This window comes from Aeromonas sp. JL9 (genome assembly GCF_024436075.1).
In the GTDB taxonomy this organism is placed as follows: Bacteria; Pseudomonadota; Gammaproteobacteria; order Enterobacterales; family Aeromonadaceae; genus Aeromonas; species Aeromonas veronii.
Genome location: NZ_JANFNV010000001.1, coordinates 242,179 through 268,456 on the forward strand (window position 1 = coordinate 242,179; position 26,278 = coordinate 268,456).

Annotated in this window: 24 protein-coding genes; 4 read left to right on the forward strand and 20 right to left on the reverse strand. The window is 56.6% G+C overall.

Annotated features, from left to right (window positions below):
• Positions 1-19 precede the first annotated feature (19 nt).
• The 14 genes from lpxB to rpsB form a co-directional block, all read right to left on the reverse strand.
• The gene (gene lpxB / locus NOM06_RS01120) at positions 20-1,159 is read right to left on the reverse strand and encodes a lipid-A-disaccharide synthase (RefSeq protein WP_040098041.1); all 1,140 of its coding nucleotides are present in this window, start codon (positions 1,157-1,159) and stop codon (positions 20-22) included.
• A complete protein-coding gene (gene lpxA, locus NOM06_RS01125) occupies positions 1,152-1,943 on the reverse strand; it encodes an acyl-ACP--UDP-N-acetylglucosamine O-acyltransferase (RefSeq protein ID WP_255909251.1) in 792 nt (263 codons plus the stop codon). Before lpxA ends, lpxB begins: the two co-directional genes overlap by 8 nt.
• A 5-nt stretch (positions 1,944-1,948) precedes the next feature.
• Positions 1,949-2,410 (reverse strand): 3-hydroxyacyl-ACP dehydratase FabZ, encoded by a 462-nt coding sequence (gene fabZ, locus NOM06_RS01130; RefSeq protein ID WP_005338559.1) that lies wholly within the window; start codon positions 2,408-2,410, stop codon positions 1,949-1,951.
• Positions 2,411-2,434: 24 nt separating this feature from the next.
• Positions 2,435-3,454 carry a UDP-3-O-(3-hydroxymyristoyl)glucosamine N-acyltransferase gene (lpxD, locus tag NOM06_RS01135; RefSeq protein ID WP_005338561.1) on the reverse strand — a complete coding sequence of 340 codons (1,020 nt, stop codon included), beginning with the start codon at positions 3,452-3,454 and terminating at the stop codon, positions 2,435-2,437.
• A gap of 3 nt (positions 3,455-3,457) precedes the next feature.
• The gene (locus NOM06_RS01140; protein ID WP_005338563.1) at positions 3,458-3,970 is read right to left on the reverse strand and encodes an OmpH family outer membrane protein; all 513 of its coding nucleotides are present in this window, start codon (positions 3,968-3,970) and stop codon (positions 3,458-3,460) included.
• Positions 3,971-4,119: 149 nt separating this feature from the next.
• Complete coding sequence (bamA, locus tag NOM06_RS01145) at positions 4,120-6,636, reverse strand: outer membrane protein assembly factor BamA (protein WP_255909253.1); 2,517 nt, start codon at positions 6,634-6,636, stop codon at positions 4,120-4,122.
• Between the two features lie 34 nt (positions 6,637-6,670).
• Complete coding sequence (rseP, locus tag NOM06_RS01150; RefSeq protein WP_005338567.1) at positions 6,671-8,023, reverse strand: sigma E protease regulator RseP; 1,353 nt, start codon at positions 8,021-8,023, stop codon at positions 6,671-6,673.
• Positions 8,023-9,219 (reverse strand): 1-deoxy-D-xylulose-5-phosphate reductoisomerase, encoded by a 1,197-nt coding sequence (gene ispC, locus NOM06_RS01155; protein WP_255909256.1) that lies wholly within the window; start codon positions 9,217-9,219, stop codon positions 8,023-8,025. The genes rseP and ispC overlap by 1 nt, the downstream gene beginning before the upstream one ends.
• Positions 9,219-10,076, reverse strand: a complete 858-nt coding sequence (locus NOM06_RS01160) for a phosphatidate cytidylyltransferase (protein WP_255909258.1) — start codon at positions 10,074-10,076, stop codon at positions 9,219-9,221. The genes ispC and NOM06_RS01160 overlap by 1 nt, the downstream gene beginning before the upstream one ends.
• Positions 10,077-10,103: 27 nt before the next feature.
• Positions 10,104-10,880 (reverse strand): polyprenyl diphosphate synthase, encoded by a 777-nt coding sequence (gene uppS, locus NOM06_RS01165; RefSeq protein ID WP_005338574.1) that lies wholly within the window; start codon positions 10,878-10,880, stop codon positions 10,104-10,106.
• A gap of 72 nt (positions 10,881-10,952) precedes the next feature.
• Positions 10,953-11,510, reverse strand: a complete 558-nt coding sequence (gene frr / locus NOM06_RS01170) for a ribosome recycling factor (RefSeq protein WP_005338576.1) — start codon at positions 11,508-11,510, stop codon at positions 10,953-10,955.
• Positions 11,511-11,611: 101 nt separating this feature from the next.
• Entirely contained in the window at positions 11,612-12,346 is a 735-nt protein-coding gene (pyrH, locus tag NOM06_RS01175) for a UMP kinase (protein ID WP_005338577.1), read from the reverse strand.
• A 71-nt stretch (positions 12,347-12,417) separates the two neighbouring features.
• Positions 12,418-13,299: a translation elongation factor Ts gene (tsf, locus tag NOM06_RS01180; protein ID WP_005338578.1), complete on the reverse strand. Its 882-nt coding sequence runs from the start codon at positions 13,297-13,299 to the stop codon at positions 12,418-12,420.
• Positions 13,300-13,403: 104 nt separating this feature from the next.
• Entirely contained in the window at positions 13,404-14,132 is a 729-nt protein-coding gene (gene rpsB / locus NOM06_RS01185; protein ID WP_005303470.1) for a 30S ribosomal protein S2, read from the reverse strand.
• Positions 14,133-14,503: 371 nt separating this feature from the next.
• Between rpsB and map the strand changes: the two genes are divergently transcribed.
• The 4 genes from map to NOM06_RS01205 all read left to right on the forward strand — a co-directional run bounded on the left by map (position 14,504) and on the right by NOM06_RS01205 (position 19,528).
• Positions 14,504-15,292: a type I methionyl aminopeptidase gene (gene map / locus NOM06_RS01190; RefSeq protein WP_255909260.1), complete on the forward strand. Its 789-nt coding sequence runs from the start codon at positions 14,504-14,506 to the stop codon at positions 15,290-15,292.
• A gap of 86 nt (positions 15,293-15,378) precedes the next feature.
• Positions 15,379-18,015, forward strand: coding sequence for a bifunctional uridylyltransferase/uridylyl-removing protein GlnD (gene glnD, locus NOM06_RS01195; protein WP_100654337.1), 2,637 nt, complete (start codon positions 15,379-15,381; stop codon positions 18,013-18,015).
• A 174-nt stretch (positions 18,016-18,189) separates the two neighbouring features.
• Positions 18,190-19,017, forward strand: a complete 828-nt coding sequence (dapD, locus tag NOM06_RS01200; protein WP_005338581.1) for a 2,3,4,5-tetrahydropyridine-2,6-dicarboxylate N-succinyltransferase — start codon at positions 18,190-18,192, stop codon at positions 19,015-19,017.
• Positions 19,018-19,144: 127 nt separating this feature from the next.
• Positions 19,145-19,528 carry a DUF3461 family protein gene (locus NOM06_RS01205; RefSeq protein WP_005338583.1) on the forward strand — a complete coding sequence of 128 codons (384 nt, stop codon included), beginning with the start codon at positions 19,145-19,147 and terminating at the stop codon, positions 19,526-19,528.
• A 284-nt stretch (positions 19,529-19,812) separates the two neighbouring features.
• Here NOM06_RS01205 and ptsG read toward each other — a convergent pair whose 3' ends face one another.
• The 6 genes from ptsG to NOM06_RS01235 form a co-directional block, all read right to left on the reverse strand.
• Positions 19,813-21,243, reverse strand: coding sequence for a PTS glucose transporter subunit IIBC (ptsG, locus tag NOM06_RS01210; RefSeq protein ID WP_005338586.1), 1,431 nt, complete (start codon positions 21,241-21,243; stop codon positions 19,813-19,815).
• Between the two features lie 423 nt (positions 21,244-21,666).
• A complete protein-coding gene (locus NOM06_RS01215; protein ID WP_255909262.1) occupies positions 21,667-22,638 on the reverse strand; it encodes a MalM family protein in 972 nt (323 codons plus the stop codon).
• Positions 22,639-22,729: 91 nt separating this feature from the next.
• Entirely contained in the window at positions 22,730-24,043 is a 1,314-nt protein-coding gene (locus tag NOM06_RS01220; protein WP_305120708.1) for a maltoporin, read from the reverse strand.
• A 542-nt stretch (positions 24,044-24,585) separates the two neighbouring features.
• Positions 24,586-25,026 carry a flavodoxin gene (locus NOM06_RS01225; RefSeq protein WP_042055099.1) on the reverse strand — a complete coding sequence of 147 codons (441 nt, stop codon included), beginning with the start codon at positions 25,024-25,026 and terminating at the stop codon, positions 24,586-24,588.
• A gap of 90 nt (positions 25,027-25,116) precedes the next feature.
• Positions 25,117-25,890: a tRNA pseudouridine(65) synthase TruC gene (gene truC / locus NOM06_RS01230; RefSeq protein WP_041202291.1), complete on the reverse strand. Its 774-nt coding sequence runs from the start codon at positions 25,888-25,890 to the stop codon at positions 25,117-25,119.
• Complete coding sequence (locus NOM06_RS01235; RefSeq protein WP_005338596.1) at positions 25,887-26,222, reverse strand: YqcC family protein; 336 nt, start codon at positions 26,220-26,222, stop codon at positions 25,887-25,889. Before NOM06_RS01235 ends, truC begins: the two co-directional genes overlap by 4 nt.
• Positions 26,223-26,278 lie beyond the last annotated feature (56 nt).

Consider the following 26,278-nt stretch of genomic DNA (forward strand, 5'->3'; position numbering starts at 1 on the left):
TCGACGGTCCGAAATAGCGTTATCTGCCGAGCAGATCCGCCACCGCATCGGCGGCCTGCGAGTCGGCATTGCAGCGGATCAGCTGGTGCAGCTCGGTGAAGGTGTTGACCAGCGCACTGTTGTCGTGCTCGAAGTACTTGCTCACCTCTTCCACCAGATTCTCCGGGGTGCACTCGTGCTGGATGAGTTCCGGCACCAGCATGCGACCGGCGAGCAGGTTGGGCAGAGAGACAAATTCGGTCTTCACCAGTCGCTGGGCCAGCCAGTAGCTGAAGGGCTTGAGCTTGTAACCCACCACCATCGGCTTTTTCACCAGCATGGCCTCGAGCGCCGCTGTGCCGGAGGCCAGCATCACCACGTCGGCGGCGATCATCGCCTCGCGGCCCTGCCCTTCCAGCAGCACCATGTCGAGACCCGGCGCTACCTCGGCCTTGATGGCCATGAACTGCTCGCGCCGTTTCTGGTTGACCAGCGGCACGATAAAGCCGAGATCCGGATAGCGCACCGTCAGGTGTTTACACGCTTCGAGAAACAGGGGGGACATAAAGCCCACTTCTGCGGTGCGGCTGCCCGGCAGCACCGCCAGCCAGCGGCGATTGGCATCGATACCGAGGTTGCGACGCACGGCAGCCTGATCCGGCACCAATGGAATATCATCCGCCATGGTGTGACCGACAAAACGGCAAGGGGCGTCGAAGCGGTCGTAAAAGGCTTTCTCGAACGGCAGGAAGGCGAGCACCATGTCGGTAGCGGCCTTGATCTTGTGAATGCGGTTCTGGCGCCAGGCCCACACCGAGGGGCTGACATAGTGAACCGTCTTGATACCGGCGCGGCGCAGTTTCAGCTCCACTCCGATATTGAAATCCGGTGCATCCACGCCGATGAAGATATCGGGCGGATTGGCAATAAAGTGGCGCAACAGTTCGCGACGGACCTTGAGAATGCGCGGCAGACGGCCCAGCACCTCGGTGATCCCCATGACGGAGAGCTCTTCCATCTCGAACAGCGCCTTGACGCCGAGGGCCTGCATCCGCGGCCCGGCGATCCCTTCAAACTGCGCATCCGGGTAGCGGGCCTGCAGCTCGCGCACCAGACCGGCAGCCAGAATGTCGCCGGAGACTTCTCCGGCGACGATACCGATACGAACCGGATCAGGCACGGATGATCCCGCGCTCGTTATCTTTGAGGAAGTTCACATAGAGCTGGACGGCCGGCTCGGCTTGCGCCATCTCGATCAGCACCGGCAGCACCTCTTCGATGGTCTTGCCGGAGCGGAAGATCTCTTTGTAGGCACGCTTGACGGCGGAGATGGCCTCGGCGCTGAAACCGCGGCGACGCAAACCTTCGGAGTTGACCCCGAACGGCTTGGCGTAGTTGCCGGCGGCCATCACGTAAGGCGGCACGTCCTTGTTCAGAGCGGCGCAGCCACCGACGAAGGCGTGGGAGCCGACGCGGCCGAACTGGTGAATGGCGGAGAGACCACCAAAGATCACGAAGTCACCGATCACCACGTGGCCCGCCAGGGTCGCGTTGTTGGCGAAGATGCAGTTGTCACCGATGATGCAATCGTGGGCAACGTGAACGTTGACCATGAACAGGTTGCCGCTGCCCACCTTGGTCAGGGATTGATCCTGAATGGTGCCACGGTGGAAGGTGCAGTTCTCGCGAATGACGTTGTTGTCGCCAATCTCGAGGAAGGTGCGCTCACCGGCGTACTTCTTATCCTGGCAATCCTCACCGATGGAGGTGTGCTGGAAGATCTTGTTGCCGCGACCAATCTTGGTCGGGCCCTTAATCACCACATGGGAACCTACCCAGGTGTTGTCACCGATTTCCACCTCGGCGCCGATGACAGAAAAGGGGCCGATTTCAACCCCTTTACCGATCACGGCAGACTCATGGACGATGGCAGTATCGTGAATGATGGCAGTCTGGTCGATCACGTGTGTTAAACCTCGCGTTTGGCGCACATCAGCTCGGCGGTACAGACCACTTCACCGTCGACGGTGGCGACACCGGTGAACTTGGCAATACCGCGACGCTCTTTCAGGAACTCCACGTCCAGCACCAGTTGGTCACCGGGGCCGACCGGACGCTTGAAGCGAGCGTTGTCGATTGAGGCAAAATAGTAGAGTTCGTTGGGAGACGGCTTGCCCACCATGGTAAAGGCCAGGATACCGGTGGCCTGTGCCATCGCTTCCAGGATCAGTACGCCCGGGAACACCGGCTTGGCCGGGAAGTGCCCCTGGAAGATCGGCTCGTTGAACGAGACGTTCTTGATGGCGCGCAGAGTTTTGCGTTCATCGCTGATCTCGTAGTCGTCTACACGATCCACCATCAGAAACGGATAACGGTGGGGCAGCAGATCCATGATTTCCTGGATGCCCAGGCTCTTCTTTTCAGTAGTCAAAACAGTACCCTATACCAATCGTGATTATTCTTGATCCAGCTTCTTCTCAAGCTTGCTTAACCGCTTGTGCATCTCTTCGATACGCATCACCCGGGCGGCGGTCTTGCGCCACTCTTTATTGGTTTGCAGAGGGATGCCGGAAGAGTAGACACCGGGCTCGGTAATGGGTCGCATCACCATGGCCATACCGGTAACGGTGGCCTGGTCGCAGATCTCCATATGCCCGTTAAAGACGGAAGCGCCGCCAATGATACAGTATTTGCCGACCTTGAGACTACCAGCCATCACGGTAGAGCCCGCCACGGCGGTGCCGTAACCGATCTCCACGTTGTGGGCGATCTGGCACTGGTTGTCGATGATGACGTTGTCTGCGATGCGGGTATCTTCCAGCGCACCGCGGTCAATGGTGGTACAGGCACCGATCTCGACCCGGTTGCCAATGGTCACACCGCCGAGCTGGGGGATCTTGATCCACTCGCCACGCTCGTTGGCGTAACCGAAACCATCGGCCCCGATCACTGTACCGGATTGAACCAGACAGTCGGTGCCCATGGTCACATTGTGATAGAGGGTGACGTTGGCCCACAGCCGGGAGCGAGCTCCCAGCCGGGTATTCTTGCCAACGAAACAACCCGGGCCAATGCGGACATCGTCACCCAGCACGACGCCGGATTCGATCACTGCATTGGCGCCGATGGCCACTCTCTCGCCCAGTTGCACGTCAGCCGCGATAACGGCACTCGGATGAATATCCGTGGCCGGCTGCGGGGTGGTGTCCAGCAGTTGGGCTACCCGGGCAAAGCCCACATAGGGGTCTTTGAGCACCAGGGCATTGGTGGGACAAAATGGCAGATCCGCTTCTGTAATGAGCACGGCGGTCGCCTTGCTCTGCTCCAGATAGTGCCGGTACTTCTTGTTGGACAGGAAGGTGATATCCCCCTCCCCGGCCTTTTCCAGTGTCGCTACCTTGCGGATTTCCAGGGTTCCGTCGCCATGGACCTGGGCCCCCAGTTGCTGGGCCAGCTGTGCGAGAGTAAATGCCATCAATTAGTTGCTCTTGCTTACCTGAGAAATAACCTGGCCGGAGATGTCCAGCTTGCTGGCGGCATACGGGGCGGCATTGCGCTCCAGCACCAGATCGTAACCATTGCTCTTGGCAATGGAATCGATGGCAGCCTGCACCTTAGTCAGGATCTTGTTGCGCTCTTCGGACTGACGGCGACCGTTGTCCTGTTCAAAGGCTTGACGCTTCTGGTTGAACTCCATCTGCAGCTTGGCCAGCTTCTCCTGGTTCTGCTTCTTCTGCTCGGCGCTCATGAAGGCCTCATCCTTGCGGAACTTCTCGACCAGCTTCTGGCCTTCCTGTTCCAGCTTCTGCAGCTCACGCATACGCGGCTCGAATTCACCTTTCAGCTTGGCTGCAACGGCTTCACGCTGGGGCAGCTTTTGGAAGACTTCGCCCATATCAACCACGGCGATCTTGGTCTCAGCGAAGGCAGAACCCATGCCGGCAGCCATCAGTGCAAAGCTCAAACCAGCTACTTTCAACGCTTTATTCACACTTACTCCTTGTTCCCTCATGGCGAGGGCTACCTGATTTACCCGATTATGCAAGCGGCGTTAGGACCGTCTTGTTACCTGGTGAGGCACGCATACCGCGCGTCCCATCATTGAAGACCCCCACCGCATGGGTGGGGGCGAAACTCTACTTAGAAAGTACGACCGATGTTGAAGGAGAAGAACTCGGTACGATCCCCTTCGTATTTCTTGATCGGTTTGGCCAGGGCAAACACCAGCGGGCCCATCGGCGAAAGCCACTGCAGGGAGACACCGGCAGAGACCCGGATATTGCCCGGGCTGGAGTAGTCCTGGCTCAAGTAGTTGCAATCTGCCCCAGCGGCACAAGGGTAGGCACCATTGGCGAAATCGGTGCTCCAGACAGTTCCGGCATCGATAAAGGCGGTAGAACGGATCTGCGGACGATAGGTCTCGGAAACGAACGGGGTCGGGAAGACCAGTTCGAAAGAAGCCACAGCAAGCGCATTGCCGCCCACCGAGGTATCGGAACCTTCGTAATACCCAGTCTCAGTCGGAGCACTGGAGTTATTGTTCTTGTACTGCTTATAGATAGCCTTGGGACCAATAGTATTGCTCTTGAAGCCACGTACCGTATCGAAACCACCGGCATAGTAGTTTTCGAAGAACGGCAGCATGCTGCTATCGCCATAGCCGTTCCCATAGGAGACTCGTCCCTTGCCGATCATCACCCAACTGTGATCCGCATCGAGCGGGAAGTAGTGGGCATCTTCGGCGGAGAGTTTGTAATACTGCAGATCCATGCCAGGAATAGTGATTTTGCCGTTGACACGCTGACGGTCACCAGCGGTCGGGAACATCCCCTTGTTCAGGGTAGAACGAGTCCAACCAGCAGTAAGATCGACAGTTACGAACTCAACGCTATCCTCACCTTTTGCATAGAGATCCCAAAACTGATCCATCTGTACCGATTGACGGTTGTCATTCCAAAGGTCGTAGCAGTAGGTATTGTCTGCTGATGGTTTGTTGTCGGCGATACACTCATTGAACTTGGATTCATTGAAGGTAGGACGGCTCAGCTTGGAGCTTTCAATACCGGTACTGAAGTCGAGACGGTTGAACTCGTTGACCGGGAAGCCGCTGGAGAGACGGAAACCGATAGTTTCGTTCTCGTAATCGACGATATCGGCATCATCGGCGCGGAACTGGTTGTAGTAGACCCGACCACCCAGGCTGACACCATCAACGGTGAAGTAGGGGTCGTTGTAGCTCAGGTCAACGTTCTTGGAATAGTCGTTGGTGCTGGCGTTGATGGAGACCTTTTTACCGGTACCCATAAAGTTGTCCTGAGAGATCCCCGCCTGCAGGCTCAGACCCGATTCGGTACCGTAACCGATACCGGCGTTGATGGAGCCTGCTGGCTGCTCCTTGACCTTGAAGTCGAGGTCAACCAGGTCATCGTTGCCCGGCACCCGCTTGGTGTCCACTTCGACGCTCTCGAAGTAGCCAAGGCGGTTGAGACGGCTCTTGGACTGCTCGATGTTGTCGGAGGAGAGCCAGGTGCCCTCCATCTGGCGCATCTCGCGACGCAGTACCTGATCTTCGGTAGTGGCATTACCGCTGAAGTTGATATTGCGCACATAGACACGGGGGCCCGGCTCAACGTTGACGATCAGCTCGACTTCCTTGGTCTTGTCATTGACCTGTGGGAAGGTGACCACTTTCGGATAGGCGTAGCCATAACGGCCGAGGAACTTGGAGAGCACCTCTTCGGTATGAGTCACCTGACTGGCAGAGTAAATGCTGCCGGCAGCGATCGGGATCAATCCCTTCATCTCGCCACCGCGGTCGATCAGGTCACCCTTGAGCTGGACACCGGAGACCTTGTACTGATCCCCTTCCTTGATGTTGAGGGTGACGTAGACGCCCTTCTTGTCGGGGGTCATGGAGACCTGGGTAGACTCCTGCTGGAAGCGGATATAGCCGCGGTCCATGTAGTAAGAGCGCAGGGTCTCGATATCACCGGCCAGTTTCTGCTTCTGATAGCGCTGATCGGCGGTGAAGTTCCACCAGGGCACTTCGTCGCGCAGGGAGAGCTGGGCAATCAGCTTCTCTTCAGGGAAGACGCTGTTGCCGACGATGTTGATCTGCTGGATCTTGGCCGCTTCCCCTTCCACGAAGGTGAACTTGAGGTCGACCCGGTTGCGCGGCAACGGGGTGACGATGGCCTTGACCTTGGCGGAGTATTTACCCACGCCATAGTAGAAATCTTCCAGTCCCTTCTCAAGGGAAGTGAGTACGGTGCGATCCAGCGGATCACCCACACGGATACCGGAGGACTCCAGACTCTGGGTCAGTTGCTCCTCTTTGATATCCTTGTTGCCGGCAAACTCGATGCTGGAGATGGTCGGACGCTCCTTGACCATCACCTGCAGCACCTGGCCGTCACGGTAAACCTTCACATCCTCGAAGTTACCCGAGGCATAGAGCTTTTTGATGGCGCTGGCCAGAGCCACGGAGTCGACGGTATCACCGACCCGGATCGGCAGGTTCAACAGTGCGGCACCCAGGGTCACCCGTTGCAGACCTTCGACCTGGATATCTTGCACCACAAAAGAGGCAGGGGCCGCCTGGGCCAGGAAACTGGCACCCAGCAGGCAACTCAACACCAATGCTTTTTTAACAGCCATTTTGTTCTTATGTGTCCTTGTTGATGCTCTGGCCTCAGAGGCGAGCGAAATCGTTAAACAGCGCAATGCCCATCAATAACATCAGAATGGCGGCGCCGATCCTGAAACCCACTTCCTGTATTTTCTCTGATACCGGCTTGCCGGTGACCGCTTCGATCAGGAAATAGACCAGATGGCCACCATCGAGCACCGGCAGGGGGAACAGATTGATAATCCCCAGGTTGACGCTGATCAGCGCCAGAAAACTTAAGAAATAGACCAGACCATAGTCGGCACTGCTGCCGGCGCCCTTGGCAATGGAGATGGGGCCGCTCAGGTTGTCCAGCGACACGATGCCACCGATCAACTTGCCAATCATGTCAAAGGTGAGCGTGATCAGGCTCCAGGTCTTGTCCGCGCCATGCCACAGCGCCTGCAAAGGCCCATACTGTAACAGAATTCGATATTCATCCGGTAATGGAACCAGTTGCGGTGAGAGACCGACGAATCCTACCAGCTTGCCCTGCACCTTGCGGCTATCCGGGGTCAGGGTCACGTTGAGATCACTGTTGTTGCGCTCAACCACCACTTGCAGGGGTTCGCCCGGAGCCTGCTGCACCAGCTCGACAAACTGGGCCCACGCGGTAATAGGCTGATCGCCGACCTGTTTGATACGGTCACCGACCTGCAGCCCCGCCTTTTCACTGGCACTCTTGGCCACCACGGCAGCCACGACTGGCAGCACTTTGCCACTCAAGGGGACAATTCCCAAGCTGCCGATGGGCGACTCTTTATCCGGATCGAAGGTCCAGCCGGTCAGCGACAAGGTTTTGTCGGTGGCATAGCTGGTATTGGGTGCCTGCACCTTGAGAGTCACTGCATCATCACCCAGATGACTGATAAGGGCGTAAGTGACGCTCTCCCAGTCACCGGTCTGCTCATCGCCGACCCCGACAATCTCCATCCCCGGCAGCACACCCGCCTCGGCCACGATGGATGCCGGACGCACTTCACCGATCACCGGCTTGACGCTCGGCACCCCGATGATAAACATCAGCCAGAGGGCAAACAGGGCAAACACGAAGTTGGCCATAGGACCCGCGGCGACAATCGCCATCCGCGCCCAGACACTCTTGTGGTTGAAGGCATACTGCTCGTCACCGGGCTTGAGTTCATCGACCCGGCCATCGAGCATCTTGACGTAACCACCGAGGGGGATCAGCGCCAGCACATATTCGGTGCCATCTTTACCCATCCGGCGCCAGATCGCCTTGCCAAAACCGATAGAGAAGCGCTCAACCTTGACGCCACAACGACGGGCCACCCAGAAGTGACCAAACTCGTGCACCGCGACCAGCAGGCCCAGCGCAACAACAAAGGCACCGATATTCCACAACACACCGCCCATCAGCCAAGCTCCTCAATCAAAGTCTGAGCACGGGCTCTTGCCGCACCGTCCAGGGCAAACAGATCATCGAGCGAGCCGACTGCACTGCTCTCCAGCGCCAGCATCACGGCCTCGTTGATCCGGGCAATATCCATAAAGCCGATGCGCCCGGCCAGGAAGGCAGCAACCGCCTCCTCGTTGGCAGCATTAAGCGCAGTAGTCGCCGCTTGTCCCTTCTGGCAGGCATTGATGGCCAGCGCCAGACAAGGGTAGCGATCATAATCAGGCCGGATAAAGCTGAACTCTCCGACACTGAAGAAATCCAAAGGTTCCACACTGGAGGGGATGCGATTGGGATAAGCCAGCGCATGGGCGATGGGGGTACACATATCCGGATTGCCAAGCTGAGCCAGCACGGAGCCATCCTTGTACTGCACCATGGAGTGGATCACCGACTGCGGGTGGATCACCACCTGGATCTGCTCGGGCGCAGCATTGAACAGCCAGCGCGCCTCGATGTACTCCAGCCCCTTGTTGATCATGGTGGCGGAGTCGACCGAAATCTTGGCCCCCATCGACCAGTTGGGATGAGCGATGGCCTGCGCCGGCGTCACCTTCGCCAGCTCGCTGATCTCGGTGTAACGGAACGGACCGCCGGAACCGGTCAGCAAAATCTTGCTGATCCCCGCCGCCGCCAGATCGCAAAAACCGGGCTGGCGCTGCACGGCAGTCGGCAGACACTGGAAGATGGCATTGTGTTCGCTGTCGATGGGCAGCAGCTCGGCGCCATGCTCGCGCACCGCCTCCATGAAGAAAGCACCGGACATCACCAGCGCCTCCTTGTTGGCCAGCAAAATACGCTTGCCGGCACGTACCGCGGCCATGGTCGGGGCCAGTCCGGCCGCCCCCACAATGGCGGCCATCACGCTATGGGCATCGGGATGGGCGGCCACCTCGCAGAGGGCTGCTGCACCAGACATGACCCGGGTCGCACTGCCGTGTGCTTTCAGACGGGCAGCCAGTTCACGGGCGGCCTCCTCATCGACCATCACGGCAAAACGGGGGGAGAATTCGAGGCAGTCCCGCAACATGGCATCCACGTTGCGGGCGGCGGTCAACGCCAACACTTGCCAACTGCCCGGGTTATGGCGCAGCACTTTCAAGGTACTCTGACCAATGGAGCCGGAGGCTCCCAGAATAACCAGTGACTTGTGCATCAAAACTCCTGACTGAGTAGCAGATAACTGAGCAGAAACACCGGCAGAGCGGCGGTCAGGCTGTCGATCCGGTCGAGAATACCGCCATGACCCGGCAGCAGGGTGCCGGAATCCTTGATGCCCGCTTCGCGCTTGAACATGCTTTCGGTCAGATCGCCGAGTACGGAGGCTAGCACCGCCAGCAGAGAGCAAAACAGCACGGTGATCATCTTGGCAGGAACAAATCCCATCGACCAGGTAACGCCGATGGCCAGCAGGCTGGCGGTAAAGAGGCCGCCGCACATCCCTTCGATGGTTTTGCCCGGACTCACAGCCGGTGCCAGCTTGTGCTTACCGAACGCCTTGCCGAAAAAATACGCGCCAGAATCTGCCGCCCAGACCAGTCCCATCACAAACAACAGGATCCAGGCCCCCATCATGGGGTCATGGTAAAAGTTGTAACCACGGATTGCGACCAGCGACCAGAAGAAGGGAACCAGGGTCACCAGACCAAACAGCGACTTGAGCCAGATAGACTCTTTCCACAGCTTGGCGCTTTGGGGATAGCGCAGCACCAGCAGCAGACCCAGCGACCACCAGCTTACCGCGGTCCAGAGCACGCCCATCACGAGAGGATGCAGGTGAGGCGTCCAGAGTTGCTCCACCGGCAGCCAAAAGAGGCTGGCACCGAGCAACAGACAAAATACGATGGGTAACCATTGCTGCGGAGCAGCAGAGACAAACCCACTCCATTCGCGACTGGCCAACAAAAACACCAGCGCAGCCAACAGGGCAAAAAATTTCAATGGCAGAAAGAAGAGCGCCCCCAACACCAGGGGGATCAACATCAAAGCAGTAATAATTCGTTGTTTTAGCAAAAGAAACCTCTCTCTTGGGAGCGGGGTTTAGCCGGTCTGCTGCTCGGCGATCAATTCCCGTATCTGTTCACCCGTGCAACCGAAGCGACGCTCGCGGGCAACGAAAGAGGCGACCGCCTCACTGAACTCGGCCTCGTTGAAGTCGGGCCACAATACCGGGGTAAAATAGAGCTCGGCATAGGCGAGCTGCCATAACACAAAGTTGCTGATGCGATGATCGCCACCGGTACGGATCAACAGGTCCACAGGTGGCAGATCGGCCATGCAAACCTCGCGGGTCAGCATGGATTCATCAATGTCGTCAGCGGCCAGTTCACCGGCTGCCACTGCTTTAGCCAGCTTGCGGGCCGCCTGGGCGATATCCCACTGGCCGCCATAGTTGGCCGCAATGTTCAGGGTCAACCCCTTGTTATTGGCGGTCAAGGCTTCCGCCTTGGCGATTTTGGCCTGCAACCGCTCACTAAAGCGAGCAGTATCGCCAATCACCTTGAGCCGGATCCCGTTGTTGTGCAGTTTCTGCACCTCACGACCCAGCACTGTGATGAACAGTTCCATCAAGGCACTGACCTCCCCTTCCGGGCGGCGCCAGTTCTCGCTGGAGAATGCAAACAGGGTCAATGCCTCGATCTTGGCACGCGCAGCAAAGGTAACGGCCTCGCGCACTGACTTGACGCCCGCCTTGTGGCCATAAACCCGCATCTTGCCTCGGTTCTGGGCCCAGCGACCGTTACCATCCATGATGATGGCGACGTGACGGGGTAAAGACGAGTTGGCACAATCACCCAACGCAGCCAAAAGCGACATGTAATTCTCCCACAAAGACAAAAGCGCCGTGCAGGGGCACTACACGGCGCTCGTAATATACCTTTCAGACGGTTAGATTTCCATTAGCTCCTTCTCCTTTACGGCAAGGGCCTCATCGACCAGCTTGATGTAGGAGTCGGTCAGTTTCTGGATCTCTTCCTGGGCGCGACGGTCGTCGTCTTCGGAGATCTCTTTGTCCTTCAGCAGCGCTTTCAGATCAGCGTTGGCGTCACGACGGATGTTGCGCACGGCAACACGGGCGTTTTCCGCTTCGGCACGGACGATCTTGGTCAAGTCGCGGCGGCGCTCTTCGGTCAGCGGCGGCAGCGGCACGCGCAGGGTCTGGCCATTGCTGGACGGGTTCAGGCCCAGATCGGAGGTCAGGATCGCCTTCTCTACCGCCTGGATCATGGAGCGGTCAAAAATGGAGATGGAGAGGGTGCGAGCATCTTCTGCCACGACGTTGGCCAACTGTTTCAGCGGAGTGGCAGCACCGTAATACTCAACCTGGATGCCGTCGAGCAGGCTCGGGTGAGCGCGGCCGGTACGGATCTTGGACATTTGAGTCTTGAGCGCTTCTACGCTCTTGCCCATACGGTCCTTGGCGTCGTTTTTAATCTCGTTGATCACAGTGGTTTTCCTTTTGGCGAACGAGCCGCTACACGGCCCGTGTCTATCTTATTTACTGACGTGATGGATAGGATAAGAGCGCCAGGTGGCTCACTTTTATCTTATTTACCAACGTGGTGGATCAGAGTGCCTTCCGGTTCACCCATGACAACCCGGCGCAGGGCACCCGGTTTGTTCATGTTGAACACGCGGATCGGCAGATCATGGTCACGTGCCAGGGTAAAGGCAGCAAGATCCATCACCTTGAGCTCTTTTTCAAGAACTTCATCATAACTCAGTTCATGATACAGCACGGCATCCGGATTCTTGACCGGATCTTCGTTGTATACACCATCAACCTTGGTGGCTTTGAGCACCACATCAGCTTCGATCTCGATCCCGCGCAGGCAAGCCGCAGAATCGGTAGTGAAGAAGGGGTTGCCGGTACCGGCAGAGAAGATAACGACTTTGCCAGCACGCAGCTGGCTGATTGCCTCGGCCCAGCTGTAGGAGTCACAGACACCCTGCAGGGAGATGGCAGACATCAGACGGGCATTCACATAAGCACGATGCAGGGCATCACGCATGGCCAGACCGTTCATCACGGTTGCCAGCATACCCATGTGGTCGCCCACCACGCGGTTCATGCCCGCTTTGGCAAGACCGGCACCACGGAACAGGTTGCCGCCACCGATGACCAGACCGACCTGAACACCCAACTCAACCAGTTCTTTGATCTCTTGGGCCATCCGCTCCAGCACCGCCGGATCAATGCCGAAACCCTCGGATCCTTGCAGGGCTTCACCACTCAACTTCAGAAGAACACGTCTGTATGCAGGTTTGGGATTGGTACTCATGTCACTGATTCCTGGTCATATAAAGACCGCGACATAAGTCGCGGTCTGGGGAAACGGAAAAACCGGTTCGATTAGGCCTTTTGAGCGGCCGCGATTTGGGCTGCAACTTCAGCAGCGAAATCGGTCTCTTGCTTCTCGATGCCTTCGCCCACTTCGAAACGGGTGAAGGAGACAACGTCAGCGCCTTCTTTCTTCAGCAGCTCGGCAACTGTCATGGAAGGATCTTTCACGAACGGTTGACCAGTCAGGGAAACCTCACCGGTGAACTTCTTCATGCGGCCTTCAACCATCTTCTCGGCGATCTCTTTCGGCTTGCCGGAGTTGATGGCGATGTCGATCTGGATTTCGCGCTCTTTGGCAACGACTTCAGCAGACACGTCTTCAGGCTTGACGAATTGCGGGCTGTTGGCAGCAACGTGCATGGCCAGATCTTTGGCCAGCTCGGCAGAACCACCGGTCAGCTTGGTGATAACACCAATGCGGGAACCGTGAACGTAGGTACCCAGGTTGTCACCTTCAACCAGCATCACGCGACGCAGGTTCATGTTCTCACCGATCTTGGCGATCAGGTTGGTGATGGTCAGCTCGACGGATTCGCCGTTACCGAAGTCAGCGGCTTTCAGCGCGTCAACGTCAGCAATTTTCTGGGTCGCAGCGATGTCAGCGATCTTCTGGCCCATTGCCATGAAGCTGGCATCTTTGGCGACGAAGTCGGTTTCGCTGTTCAGCTCGATCATGACGGCAACGTTGCCTTCGGTGCGAGCAAAGATAACGCCTTCAGCGGCGATACGGCCAGCTTTCTTGGCGGCTTTGGCCTGACCGGATTTGCGCATGTTCTCAATTGCCAGCTCGATATCACCAGCAGCTTCTTCCAGTGCTTTTTTGCAATCCATCATGCCAGCGGCGGTGCGCTCGCGCAGTTCTTTTACCAGGGCGGCAGTAACGTTAGCCATGTCCAGTATCCTCGGTCTTGAATTGACAAGAAACAGGGGCCACAAGGGCCCCTGCTAACCAATTACATCAGCTTGGTTAATAAGGGCTTTACAGTCCTTATCAATTACTCAGCTTCAACGAAGCCATCTTGTTCGGCTTGAACAACGATGTCCTGAGCGCGAGCTTCCAGTACGGTGTCAGCAGCAGCATTCAGGTACAGCTGTACGGCACGGATAGCGTCGTCGTTACCCGGGATGACATAGTCAACGCCGTCCGGGTTGGAGTTGGTATCAACGATGGAAACTACCGGGATACCCAGGTTATTGGCTTCTTTGATAGCGATATGCTCGTGGTCGGCATCGACAACGAACAGAACGTCAGGCAGGCCGCCCATGTTCTTGATACCACCCAGGCTCTTCTCCAGCTTTTCCATTTCGCGAGTACGCATCAGCGCCTCTTTCTTGGTCAGCTTGTCGAAGGTACCGTCCTGGCTCTGGGTTTCCAGATCTTTCAGGCGCTTGATAGACTGACGAACGGTTTTCCAGTTGGTCAGCATACCGCCCAGCCAGCGGTGGTTTACATAGAACTGGTCGCAACGCTCAGCGGCTTCTTTTACGGCTTCAGACGCGGCACGCTTGGTACCAACGAACAGTACCTTGCCTTTCTTGGCAGCTACGGAGCTGATGAAGTTCATGGCATCGTCAAACATCGGAACGGTTTTTTCCAGGTTGATGATGTGAACTTTGCTGCGGGCACCGAAGATGTAGGATTTCATTTTCGGGTTCCAGTAACGAGTCTGGTGACCGAAGTGAACGCCGGCTTGCAGCATGTCGCGCATAGAAACTTTAGCCATTTTATACCTCTGTATTGGGGTTAGGCCTCCACACATCCCATATAACCGACCCGTTAAGGCACCCCGGCATATGTGTCGATGTGTGTGTGTTGTTTAAGTAAGGGTGATGAAATCGGGACGCAAGTTCCCCATTCCGGCGCGCTTTATACCATAACTTTGTCCAGGACACCACCGGCCGACACCCTAAACAGGTGTAAATATGGATCCCGCCAGAGGATGCTGCGACGCCGATTTGACGTTGTGATGACAATCACACTGGAAGTACGCGGGGGTTGCGGATAAAATTTTGCCCTGATTGCAAACGCATCTATTTTTCATTACCTGTCCTGTCTGCCCTCGCAGGCCCAGCGGCAGGCCGCAAGAGAGATCCCATGTCCATTAAAATCAAGACACCGGAAGAGATTGAAAAGATGCGCGTTGCCGGCCAATTGGCCGCCGATGTGCTGGTCATGATTGCGCCCCATGTCAAAGCTGGCGTCACCACTGACGAACTGAACACCCTCTGCCACGACTATATTGTCGACGTACAACATGCGGTTCCAGCTCCGCTCAACTACCACGGCTTCCCCAAATCCATCTGCACCTCGGTGAACGATGTGATCTGCCACGGTATCCCGAATCACAAGAAGCTGCGCGATGGCGACATCATCAACCTGGATATCACCGTCATCAAGGATGGCTACCACGGTGATACCTCGGCCATGTTCATCGTGGGCGAGACCACCCCGCTGCGCCGCCAGCTCTGCAAAGTGGCGCAAGAGGGCCTCTATGCTGCCATCAAAAAGGTGCGTCCGGGTGCCTGCATCACCGAGATTGGCGCCGTTATTCAGCCCATCGTCGAGAAGGCCGGCTTCTCCGTGGTGCGTGACTACTGCGGCCACGGCATCGGTGCCGAGTTCCACGAAGAGCCGCAGATCCTCCACTACCGCAACAGTGGCAAGCTGGAGCTGAAAGCAGGCATGTGCTTCACCATCGAGCCCATGGTCAACAGCAAGAAGTATCACTGCAAGGTCAATCCGAAGGATGGCTGGACCGTGACCACCAAGGATGGCGGCGACTCCGCCCAGTGGGAGCACACCTTGCTGGTGACCGAGGATGGCTGCGAGGTGCTCACCCTGCGCCCCGATGACACTATCGACCGCTTCATCAAACACAGCTAACATCGAACCCCGGCCCTGAACTTCCAAAGCGCCGGGGTTTTTACTTCTGTTTCTGCCATTTGCCTGCCACTTGCGTGTGAGATGCCATGGACGCCAGCCTGCTTTCCCCCCATTTGTTACCCGATGACCAGCTCACTCGCGACAACTGCAAAGAGTACCTGAGCCGCTTTCTCGGCTGGCTGCACGCCCGTTTCGATGCCGGTGACAACATCATCGAGCTGGTTGCCACCCGCTCCGAGTACATGGATCAGCTGCTCTGCCGGCTGTGGCAGAAGTTCGGCTTCGACAAGAGCGACCTCACCCTCATCGCGGTGGGGGGATATGGTCGCGGCGAGCTGCACCCCCACTCCGATATCGACCTGCTGATCCTCTATGATGGCGACGAGCTGGACGAGGTGTTGGGACTACGCATCGGCGAGTTCATCACCTTGCTGTGGGATCTCAAGCTGGAGGTGGGTCAGGCGGTGCGCAACGTGGCGGAGTGTCTCGAGCAGGGGCGCGCCGATATCACGGTCGCCACCAACCTGATCGAAGCGCGCTACATCACAGGTCGCCAGGAGGGCTTCCGGCAACTGAAAGAGGCCACCGGCCCCCAGCACTTCTGGCCGAGTGAAGCCTTCTTTCGCGCCAAGCGGCAGGAGCAGGCGGAGCGTCATCAACAGTTTCTCGGCACCGCCTACAAGCTGGAGCCCGATCTCAAGAGCAATCCGGGCGGCCTGCGCGACATTCAAACCCTCGCCTGGGTCGCCCGCCGCCACTTTGGCGCCACCACCTTGTTCGAGATGACCAGCCACGGCTTTCTCAACCGTGCCGAGTACCGTGAGCTGCTCGACTGCCAGAATTTTCTCTGGAAGGTGCGCTTCGCCCTGCATATGGCCATCAACAAGGGGGACAACCGCCTGCTGTTCGATCGCCAGCGCACCGTGGCCCAGATGCTGGGGTTCGAAGGGGAAGGCAACACCCCGGTCGAGCAGATGATGAAGCGCTTCTACCAGACGGTGCGGCGGGTCTCCGAACTCAACGAGATGCTGCTGCAGTTGTTTGACGAGGCGATCCTCGGCAACACCGCCATGGATGTGCGCCGCCTCTCCGACGAGTTCCAGCTCCGTGGCCGTCTCATCGATGCAGTGGATGCGGAGCTGTTTAGCCGTGAACCGGCCGCTATCCTGCGCCTCTTCTATCAGATGGCCCAGCATCCCGAGATTGCAGGCATCCACTCGGCCACCCTGCGCCAACTGCGCGAGGCACGCCGCAAACTCAACTGCTGGTTGCAGGACTTGCCCGACTGCCGTCGCCTCTTTATGGCGCTGCTGCGCCACCCCAACGGCATCGGCCTGCCGCTCACCCTGATGCACAAGTACGGCATCCTCGCCGCCTATCTGCCGCAGTGGAACCTCATCGTCGGCCAGATGCAGTTCGACATGTTCCACGCCTACACGGTGGATGAGCACACCCACCGGCTGCTCAAGAACATCCACCAGTTCCCCAATCCGGCCAGTCGCCAGAGCCACCCGCTCTGCCACGAGGTGTTCACCCGGCTGCGCAAACCGGAGCTGCTCAGCATCGCCGCCCTGTTCCACGATATCGCCAAGGGGCGGCGCGGCGATCACTCGGAACTCGGCGCCGTCGATGCGCTGGAGTTCTGCCAGCTGCACGGTCTGGATCGCTACGAGAGCCGACTGGTCGCCTGGCTGGTGCGCCACCATCTGCTGATGTCGGTCACCGCCCAGCGCCGCGATATCTACGATCCCGACGTGGTCACCGACTTTGCCCAGAAGGTGCGCGACGAGCAGCATCTAGACCTGCTCTACTGCCTCACCGTGGCCGATATCTGCGCCACCAACGATACCCTGTGGAACGACTGGAAGGGCACCCTGCTGCGGGAGCTCTACTTCGCGACCCAGAAGGCGCTGCGCCAGGGGCTGGAGAACCCGCCCGACATGCGGCTGCGCATTCGCGAAAACCAGCGTCAGGCCAAGCAACTGCTTGCGCAACGGGATGTATCGGAAGAAGCGATCAACCAGCTCTGGGCCGACTTCAAGGCCGACTACTTCCTGCGTCACAGCCCGGAGCAGATCGCCTGGCACTGCCGCCACATCATCGAGCATGGTGACAATCCGGCGCCGCTGGTGATCATCGGCAAACACCCGACCCGCGGCGGCAGCGAGGTATTTATCTACTGCCGCGATACCCCGAATCTGTTTGCCACCGTCGCCTCGGCACTGGATCAGAAGAACCTCAACATCCACGACGCCCAGATCATGAACTCGCGCAGTAACTATGTGCTCGATACCTTCGTGGTGCTGGAGCCGAGCGGCGAGCCCATCAGCCCCAACCGCACAGCCACCATCAAGAAAGCGCTGGAGAAGGCGCTGCAGGAGCCTGGCAAGCTGGTGCTGCGCAATAAGCCGCTGTCGCGGCGCCACCGCCAGTTCAGCGTACCGACCCGGGTAGTCTTCCTGCCTCATAAAGGGGAGAGCCGTCACACCCTGATGGAGCTGACGGCCCTCGATACCCCCGGCCTGCTGGCGCGGATCGGTGCCGTTTTCCAGCAGTGCGGGCTGTCGCTGCACGCAGCCAAAATCGCCACTTTCGGTGAGAGGGTCGAGGACTTTTTCAGCCTGACCAGCCTCGATGGCGAGCCCTTGACCGCCGAACAGCAAAAACAGCTGGAAGAGCGACTGGTACACCAACTCAACCCCCAGCAGTCGGTGCTGGATTAAGTGAAACCTGATTCGAAAGAAGCTGATTATCGGGCATTTTTTGCCATGCCAAACAACTGGTTGGCGCACATCGGATGAAGAAATGGTCGCTGGCCGGAAGAATTCCGGTCAACCCCTTAAAAAGGGTCGGAAAAGTGTGATACAACAAACAGAATTTTTTAAAGGAAACCTGTCATGACCGAGTTGCAACAGATCATTGAAGCGGCCTTCGAGCGCCGCGACACCATTACTCCGGGCTCCGTGGATAGCGCCACCAAGTCCGCCATCCTGCAAGCCATCGACCTGCTGGACTCCGGCAAGGCGCGGGTTGCCGAGAAGATCGCCGGTGAGTGGGTTGTCCATCAGTGGTTGAAGAAAGCGGTATTGCTCTACTTCCGCATCAACGACAATGGCATCATCAAGGGCGACGATGCCCAGTACTACGACAAGGTTCCCCTCAAGTTCTCCAACTACACCGCCGAGCAGTTCAAGGAAGCGGGTGTGCGCGTGGTGCCGCCGGCAACAGCCCGCAAAGGCTCCTTTATCGCCCCCAATACTGTGCTGATGCCCTCCTATGTCAACATCGGCGCCTTCGTTGACGAAGGTACCATGGTCGATACCTGGGCCACTGTCGGCTCTTGCGCCCAGATCGGTAAAAACGTGCATCTCTCCGGCGGCGTCGGCATCGGTGGCGTACTGGAGCCACTGCAGGCCAACCCGACCATCATCGAAGACAACTGCTTTATCGGTGCCCGCTCCGAAGTGGTTGAAGGGGTCATCGTCGAGGAAGGTTCCGTCATCTCCATGGGCGTCTTCATCGGCCAGTCCACCCGCATCTACGACCGCGAAACCGGCGAAATCCACTACGGCCGCGTACCGGCTGGCTCTGTAGTAGTCTCCGGCTCCTTGCCCTCCAAATGCGGCAAGTACAGCCTCTACGCGGCGGTGATCGTCAAGAAGGTTGATGCCAAGACTCGCGCCAAAGTCGGCATCAACGCCCTGCTGCGCTCCATCGACGAGTAATCAGCATTGCTGTGATGAAAAGGGCGCCTGATGGCGCCCTTTTGATTTTGGCGCCCCTGTCACAGGCAAGCCATGAGGCATCGGTTAAGATGGATGGGACAGGATCGTTTCAAACCGAGGAAGCCTGATGTACGAGAATCTGAAGAGCCTGGGGATCCAGGATCCCGCCTCCGTCGATAGCTACACCCTGCGCCAGGAGGCCAACCACGACATCCTCAAGATCTACTTCAAGAAGCAGAAAGGCGAGTTCTTCGCCAAGAGTGTCAAATTCAAGTATCCCCGCCAGCGCAAGACCATGCTGGTCGACTCCGGTACCCATGAGTACAAGGATGTCACCGAGATCAACGCCAACCTCAAATATGTGGTGGATGAGCTGGACAACCTGACCCAGGGCGTCCATCAGCAGGCCGACCCGGACATCAAGCAGAAGATCCTGCGCGACCTGCGCCATCTGGAAAAAGTGGTGCAGAACAAGATCAGCGAAATCGAACGGGATCTGGAGAAACTCTAATCCCCTCGACTCGACAAAAGAGCGCCCAGATGGCGCTCTTTTTATTGGCTGATTACTGGATGACTTTATCTGGCGATAGGTTGATCTGGTGATGGTGTGCTGTAAGGTAAACGAAGCACACCAGCAGTTGTGCCAACATGGGGCATCCCGCTATATATCGCCCCTTGGGCAAAGAGACTCCTGCCGAGATCGATCTACAGCGACTCGCACGCTCCATAACCACAAATAGCAAGAGGGAGGCTTTCGCCTCCCTCTTCAAACACGCTGATATTCAGGCAACAGAATTAGTTGCTCTTCATCCAGATGTCCATGTCGGTTTTCAGGTTGTCAGACTTGGTACCGAAGATGGCTTGAACGCCGGAACCAGCCACTACCACACCGGCAGCACCCAGTTTCTTCAGACCAGCCTGGTCAACCTTGGCAACATCTTTCACACCAACACGCAGACGGGTGATGCAGGCATCCAGAGAAGCGATGTTCTCTTTACCACCGAAGGCGGCAACCAGAGCAGCAGACATCTCGTCTTTGCCTTGGCCAACGGCCTCTTCAGCAGTCTCGTCTTCACGACCCGGGGTTTTCAGGTTCATGGCACGGATAACGAAGCTGAATACCACGTAGTAGATAGCCGCGTAAACCAGACCCAGACCAACCAGCAGCAGCATGTTGTCGGCACGCGGTGATTGCACCACGAAGTCGATGAAGCCGTTGGAGAAGGTGTGACCGTGTACGATACCCAGAGAGTTGGTCAGCACATAAGCCAGGCCAGCCAGTACCGCGTGAATTGCGTACAGAACCGGAGCGATGAACAGGAAGGAGAATTCAATCGGCTCGGTGATACCGGTCAGGAAAGAGGTCAGGGCTGCAGAGGCCATGATACCAACGATCTTGGCACGGTTTTCCGGCTTGGCAGCGTGAGCAATGGCGAACGCAGCAGCAGGCAGACCGAACATTTTGAACAGGTAGCCACCAGCCAGCTGACCAAAGCCGTTACCGGCAGCTCGGGAAGCGTCATCAGCAGTCAGGAAGCAGGTCATGATACCGTGAACAGTTTCACCGGCACCGTTGACGCAGGTACCCGCCTGATAGAAGAACGGTACGTTCCAGATGTGGTGCAGACCGAACGGGATCAGGGAGCGCTCAACCACGCCGTAGATACCGAAGGCCAGTACCGGGTTCTGGTTGGCAGCCCAGTCAGAGAAGGCACCAATGGCGCCACCCACTGGCGGCCAAATCACGGACAGGATCACACCCAGACCGATGGAGAGGAAACCGGTGATGATGGGTACGGCACGTTTGCCCGCGAAGAAGCCCAAGTACTCTGGCAGCTGGATCTTGTAGAAACGGTTGAACGCCCAGGCAGCGATACCACCGGCCAGGATACCACCCAGCACGCCGGTTTCGATGGTTTCAACACCCATCACAGGTGCCATGACCTTCAGGGTTGCGACCATGATGCCGTAGCCAACGATAGCTGACAGACCGGATACACCGTCGTTATTGGTAAAGCCCAGAGCAACACCCACTGCGAACAGCAGGGCCATCTGGCCAAATACGGAACCACCGGCTTGCTCCATCAACTGGGAGACAATTTCCGGCATCCAGCTGAAGTGGGCAGCACCCACCCCCAGCAGAATACCTGCGACTGGCAAGACTGATACTGGCAGCATCAGCGCCTTACCAACCTTTTGCAGATTAGAGAAAGCATTTTTGAACATTGTGTGCGCTCCTGAATGGATTGTCGTCCCTGAACGATCTATCTGGATGAAATAAGCACTGATTCATTCAGATATCTTCGAGTCGGGCTTGTTTATTTTGACCATCAGAATATAACCCAGCGGGTAATAAATTGCTGCTTTCGAAGGCGGGGGAATATTGAATTTGGAGGGAAGATCACAACTTGTTTAGCGGCTAAAAAACGCATCTAATACAAGTTAATAATCTGCATTATCACTCTATTACAAAGACATATAAATAGCAGTTTCACTTTGTATTTTAATAATACCACTTACATCAAAAAGCAACTCACTGTAACCAAATGTAACGGCGTGACTTTTATTTATTACAGTCTACCGATTAAAAAGGCCTCCAACAAGGGAGGCCTCAATAAATATATCTGACCAGTAAATGGTCGTATTATTCTATTTTTGCGAGCGCTTGACCGCATCAATAAACACGCTTTTTGCCTTGGTTGAACCGGCCCGCTCGGCCTCGTTCACCAGCTTCATCGCCTTGTCGATATCCCCCGCCTTGACCGCTTTTTCGATCTGACTCTGATAGAAGGTTTCAGTTTCACTCAACATGGCAGGAGCAGGTTTGGCTACGACCGCAGCTGTTGCAGTTGTGGTAACGGCTGCGGTAGTCGCTATCGCTGCAACCTGCTGACCCTGGCTCATAGCCACCTTGTCGGCATATTCGGGTTTGAATACCGCTTCAAGACCACTTCCACGGGCCATATCTTTGACTTTGATCTGCACCAAACCCCACGGGGAGTGCGGGATCACCGGATCCTTGATATCAGGCTCAACGGTTCCATTAGCGCGAGCAAATGCTTTTGATGGATGCAGGATTGTTGTGCTGCCTGAGAGCTTATCCGCGGGCGCATAAACGATCATGTATGTTTCGCTGGCCGGGTTGCCAGGCATGCTGCGGTCAACAAAAACACGTCCTTCAATACGGTCGTTATCGAGCAAGTGAGCAGGCTGATAGCTGAATACTGACTCACCCAGTATGCGAGTCACCTTGAACTCGGCATCCAGCATAATGACCTTGGGCACCATCACGGTTTTACTCACCTGTGATGCTAGGCTGATCGCCAGATTGCCGGTGTTGGCCGGCAGGCGATAAGCCGCAAAGTAACTCATCCCCTCATCAAACTGAAAAGTGGGTTGCTTGCCATCGATGGCCAGCAAGGTCTCACCTTCAGGCAAGGGGGCATAACTGAAATCTTTAAACTCCACACAGCAGCTGGAGGCTTTGGCCAACACTTGCTTGGCTTGATCTGCATCGCTCAAGATAGAGCCGTGTTCTTGCAGAGGAACAACCATGTTTCCGGCACAACCGGTTAATAGCGCAGTGATTACGGCTGCAATAGACATCTTTACCCGTTTCATTTTTCTTATCTCCATAATCCGGTGGCCGTGATCCGGCGAAACAAAACTGCCCCCATAAGGGGGCAGTCACTAACTTAACTTAAACTTTTGCTTACCACCAAGCTTCTGCTTGAACACCAACTTGGTAGGTGTCTTTGGAGGTATTGCCTTCGAAGACTTTCTTGTCTTCGTCGTTAGCCAGATAGGAGGCGAACACACGAATTTCCGGACGGGCCCAGAAGCTGGAACCGGCAGACCAGGCTTGTGCCAGGGTCAGCTTGTAGCCAGCATCTTTGTCTTCGCTACCATTGGTAGACTTGTTGTTGTCCTTGAAGTAGCCGCCTTCAAAGATGGTCTTGTTGAAGTCATCCCACTTGTACATCGGGCGGATAACAGCGGACATGGTTTCGTACTTGTCGTTGCCATCCCACATTTCGTTGCCTACACCGTAGACCAACTGATGACCCATCTCCCAGGAGTTGCCCATCGGAACAACGCCCCAGTTGATGATACGGAAACCATCGGCACCGTCTTTGGCTTCAGCACCGTACCAGGAACCATCGCCATAGAAAGCCATAGTCTTGGAGTAACCTTCGGTACCGTATTGCAGCACGGTTTTGTTGAAACCACCGAGGATGCCTGCGGTCAGTTCAGCAGTCAGCATAACGCCATCTTGCGGATCTTTCTTCAGTGCTTTCTGATCATTGGTTTCATTTACCAGAGCGTAATCCACGCCCAGTTCCAGAGAGGCATCGGTCCACAGCGGGATGCCGGCATAACGCAGATCCAGAGTATTTACGTTCAGATCTTCGTTCTTCACGTAGTTTGGAGCTGCACTGGTTCCGGTATTGGTGTACTCGCCGAACACGTCTTTTGCGCTACGGTCGTTACGTACCCATGCGAAAGAGACTTTACCCGGACCAGCCTGGATGCCTTCGATACCAGCACCAGCACCGGAGATGTTCCAGTAGTAGAAGTCGGAGATGTGGATGTCATGGCGTTGATAGTAACGCTTACCAGCCCACAGGGTTGCTTCAGGAGCAAAGTTCAGCAAGCCTTTGGCTTGTACGTTGAACTGACGCAGAGCGAAGTCAGAATCACCATTGCACTGTTTGGCATCGAAGTTACAAACAGTACCGGTACCTTCCCAGTCGTTTGAACCGTTGGAAGCCATGGCAAACATGGAATCAACATAGAAAGTCTTGCCATCTTTGTTGAATACTTCCTGACCCAGTTGCACTTCACCGTAGGTATCATTTTCGTTACCCAGACGGCCAACTTTATTGACGTTGTATTTAACCATGTCGCCGTCGCCGGAAACACCGACACCGGAACGGAAGTAACCGTGGAAATCTACGGCAAAGGCGGCTTGGGAAGCCAGGGCGGCAGTAACAGCTGCTGCAATCGGGAGCCACTTCATTTTCATTGTCATATTCCTTATTTCCCGCAGTGAGGAGTGTGATCCTGAATATTCAACTTCTTATCACCATGTAATCCTGTTGGTGATAACCGAGGTTGATTATAGGGAGCGTATTTCACGACAAATATGAAGCGACTCACAAAATGGCGACAAATCGCTCGGCAAACGATCGCCACAACACAAGCAGGTAAAAAAACGACCAAAGAGGCAATATGTAGCCAACAAAACAACAAAATCAGCAATTAAAGCAAACCTGAAAGCGTTACCAGCAATTAATTCGCGACTGAACCAAAGTCATTATTTTACGTTCGAATGACAAAAACATGACTGAGATCGCTTTCAAGATTGAACTTTTATTTGGAGAACGGGTCTGCGGTGCGCTTGAAACCATTACGCCGATGGAATGCCAAAAGGGGAAAATATCCCTCCGCCACTATCGACAATAAGAGTGGGAAATATGCTTGCTGAGTGAGATGACATTTGTGCAAATAACAATCCCCTGCCGGTTAAGGATCAGGGGATTGATATGGCTCTATTTCAGAGAATATTCAGGGCTGAATATCCCACTTTTTCAGCCAGCTGAGTGCCACCTGTTCGGGTTCATCGTGCACGGTAGCATCTAGCTCCAGCGGGGGAATCACTCGCGTGGCGCCCAGCTCTTGCAGCAATCCGTCCAGCCGACGGCCCGCGCCACAAAAATGGTCATAGCTGCTGTCGCCCATGGCAATCAGGGCATACCGCAGCCCCTTGAGCCAGGGCGCCTTGTCAGCCAGCTCGCTGGCAAAGGGCTGCAGATTGGGAGGAATGTCCCCCTGTCCTGTAGTGGCACTGACCAGCAATAAAAAACGGCCGGGGTCAATGTCCGCCAGCCGTGCTTCTTCGTGCAGAGAACAGTGATGCCCCTTGCGTTCCAGCTCATCTGCCAAGGTCTCGGCCACCAGCATGGCTGCGCCGTAGACAGTTCCTACCACGATATCGATCTGCGCCATTCTCCGCTCCCCGCGTGAGTCACTCTTTTGAGCAACTCTATCAGCAAGCTGGCGTCAGATGCCACCGGTTCAAGGCTGAGGATCAGGGGCTTAGTAGTCGCTCTCGCTGGCGGGCCAGCCCAGCTCGGCAAACAGGCGCAGCACATCCTGACCGAGTGGCGCCTGGATCCGCATCGGCACCTTGAGCACCGGATGGGTAAAGCTCAGGGTGCGGGCCACCAGCAGCAGCCGTTCGCAGCCAAAGTGCTCGCGAAAGAAACGGTTGTGACGACCATCCCCATGGGTGGTATCCCCGACAATGGGATGGAACAGGTGATCCATATGGCGGCGCAGCTGATGCTTGCGGCCGGTCTTCGGGAACAATCTGACCAGACTGTAGCGACTGGTGGGGTGCTTCTTGGAGACCGCGTGGGGCAGCTCGACCTGATGCAGGCGCCGGAAGGTGGTGACGGCATCCTGCGCCGGACGATCCGGGTTGCTCATGGCATCGGCAATCTTGTCCAACTGCTCCTTGAGGGGATAGTCGATCACCCCCTGTTCGGGTGCCCAGCCCCGCACCAATGCCAGATACTCCTTATGTACCTGACGTTGGGTAAAGGCTTCGGTGAGTGCGCGGGCAATCACCGGATCGAGCGCAAACAGCAGCACGCCGGAGGTGGGACGGTCGAGGCGATGCACCGGATAGACATGGCGACCACCGATGAGATCCCGGGTCATCTGCATGGCAAAACGGGTCTCACCCTTGTCGAGCCAGCTGCGGTGCACCAGCAGACCGGACGGCTTGTTGACCGCCACCAGCCACTCATCCTGATAGAGCAGGGTCAGCTTCAAGTCACTCTCTTCTCGGGTTTGATCTGGCATCATTGTTCGATCACTTTGCCGGAAAGCAGCAGATCGAAGCGGGCGATCAGGCGCAGCAGCGCTTCTGCTTCGGCCAGATCCTCTTTGTAGACTTCGCTGGCCATGGGATAAAGGGAGACGCTGGTGGGCAACGGCGCCTGCAACATCACCAGCTGCTCCATGCGCGGGATCAGCACGAACTGCAGCCACTGATCAAAGCTCAGGGTATCGACACAAAAAGGCAGGGTGCTTGCCAGGGCTTCGTCACCGGGATGGTCAGCTTGCCAGCGCTCGAGGCGCTGCAACTCGGCGGTGAGTTCCCCCAACAGGCCAGCTACCAGCAAATATTGATTCATCTCGCTCTCTTCCTCATAACCACAGATTGATCCGCTGATCCGACAGGGCCAGCCAG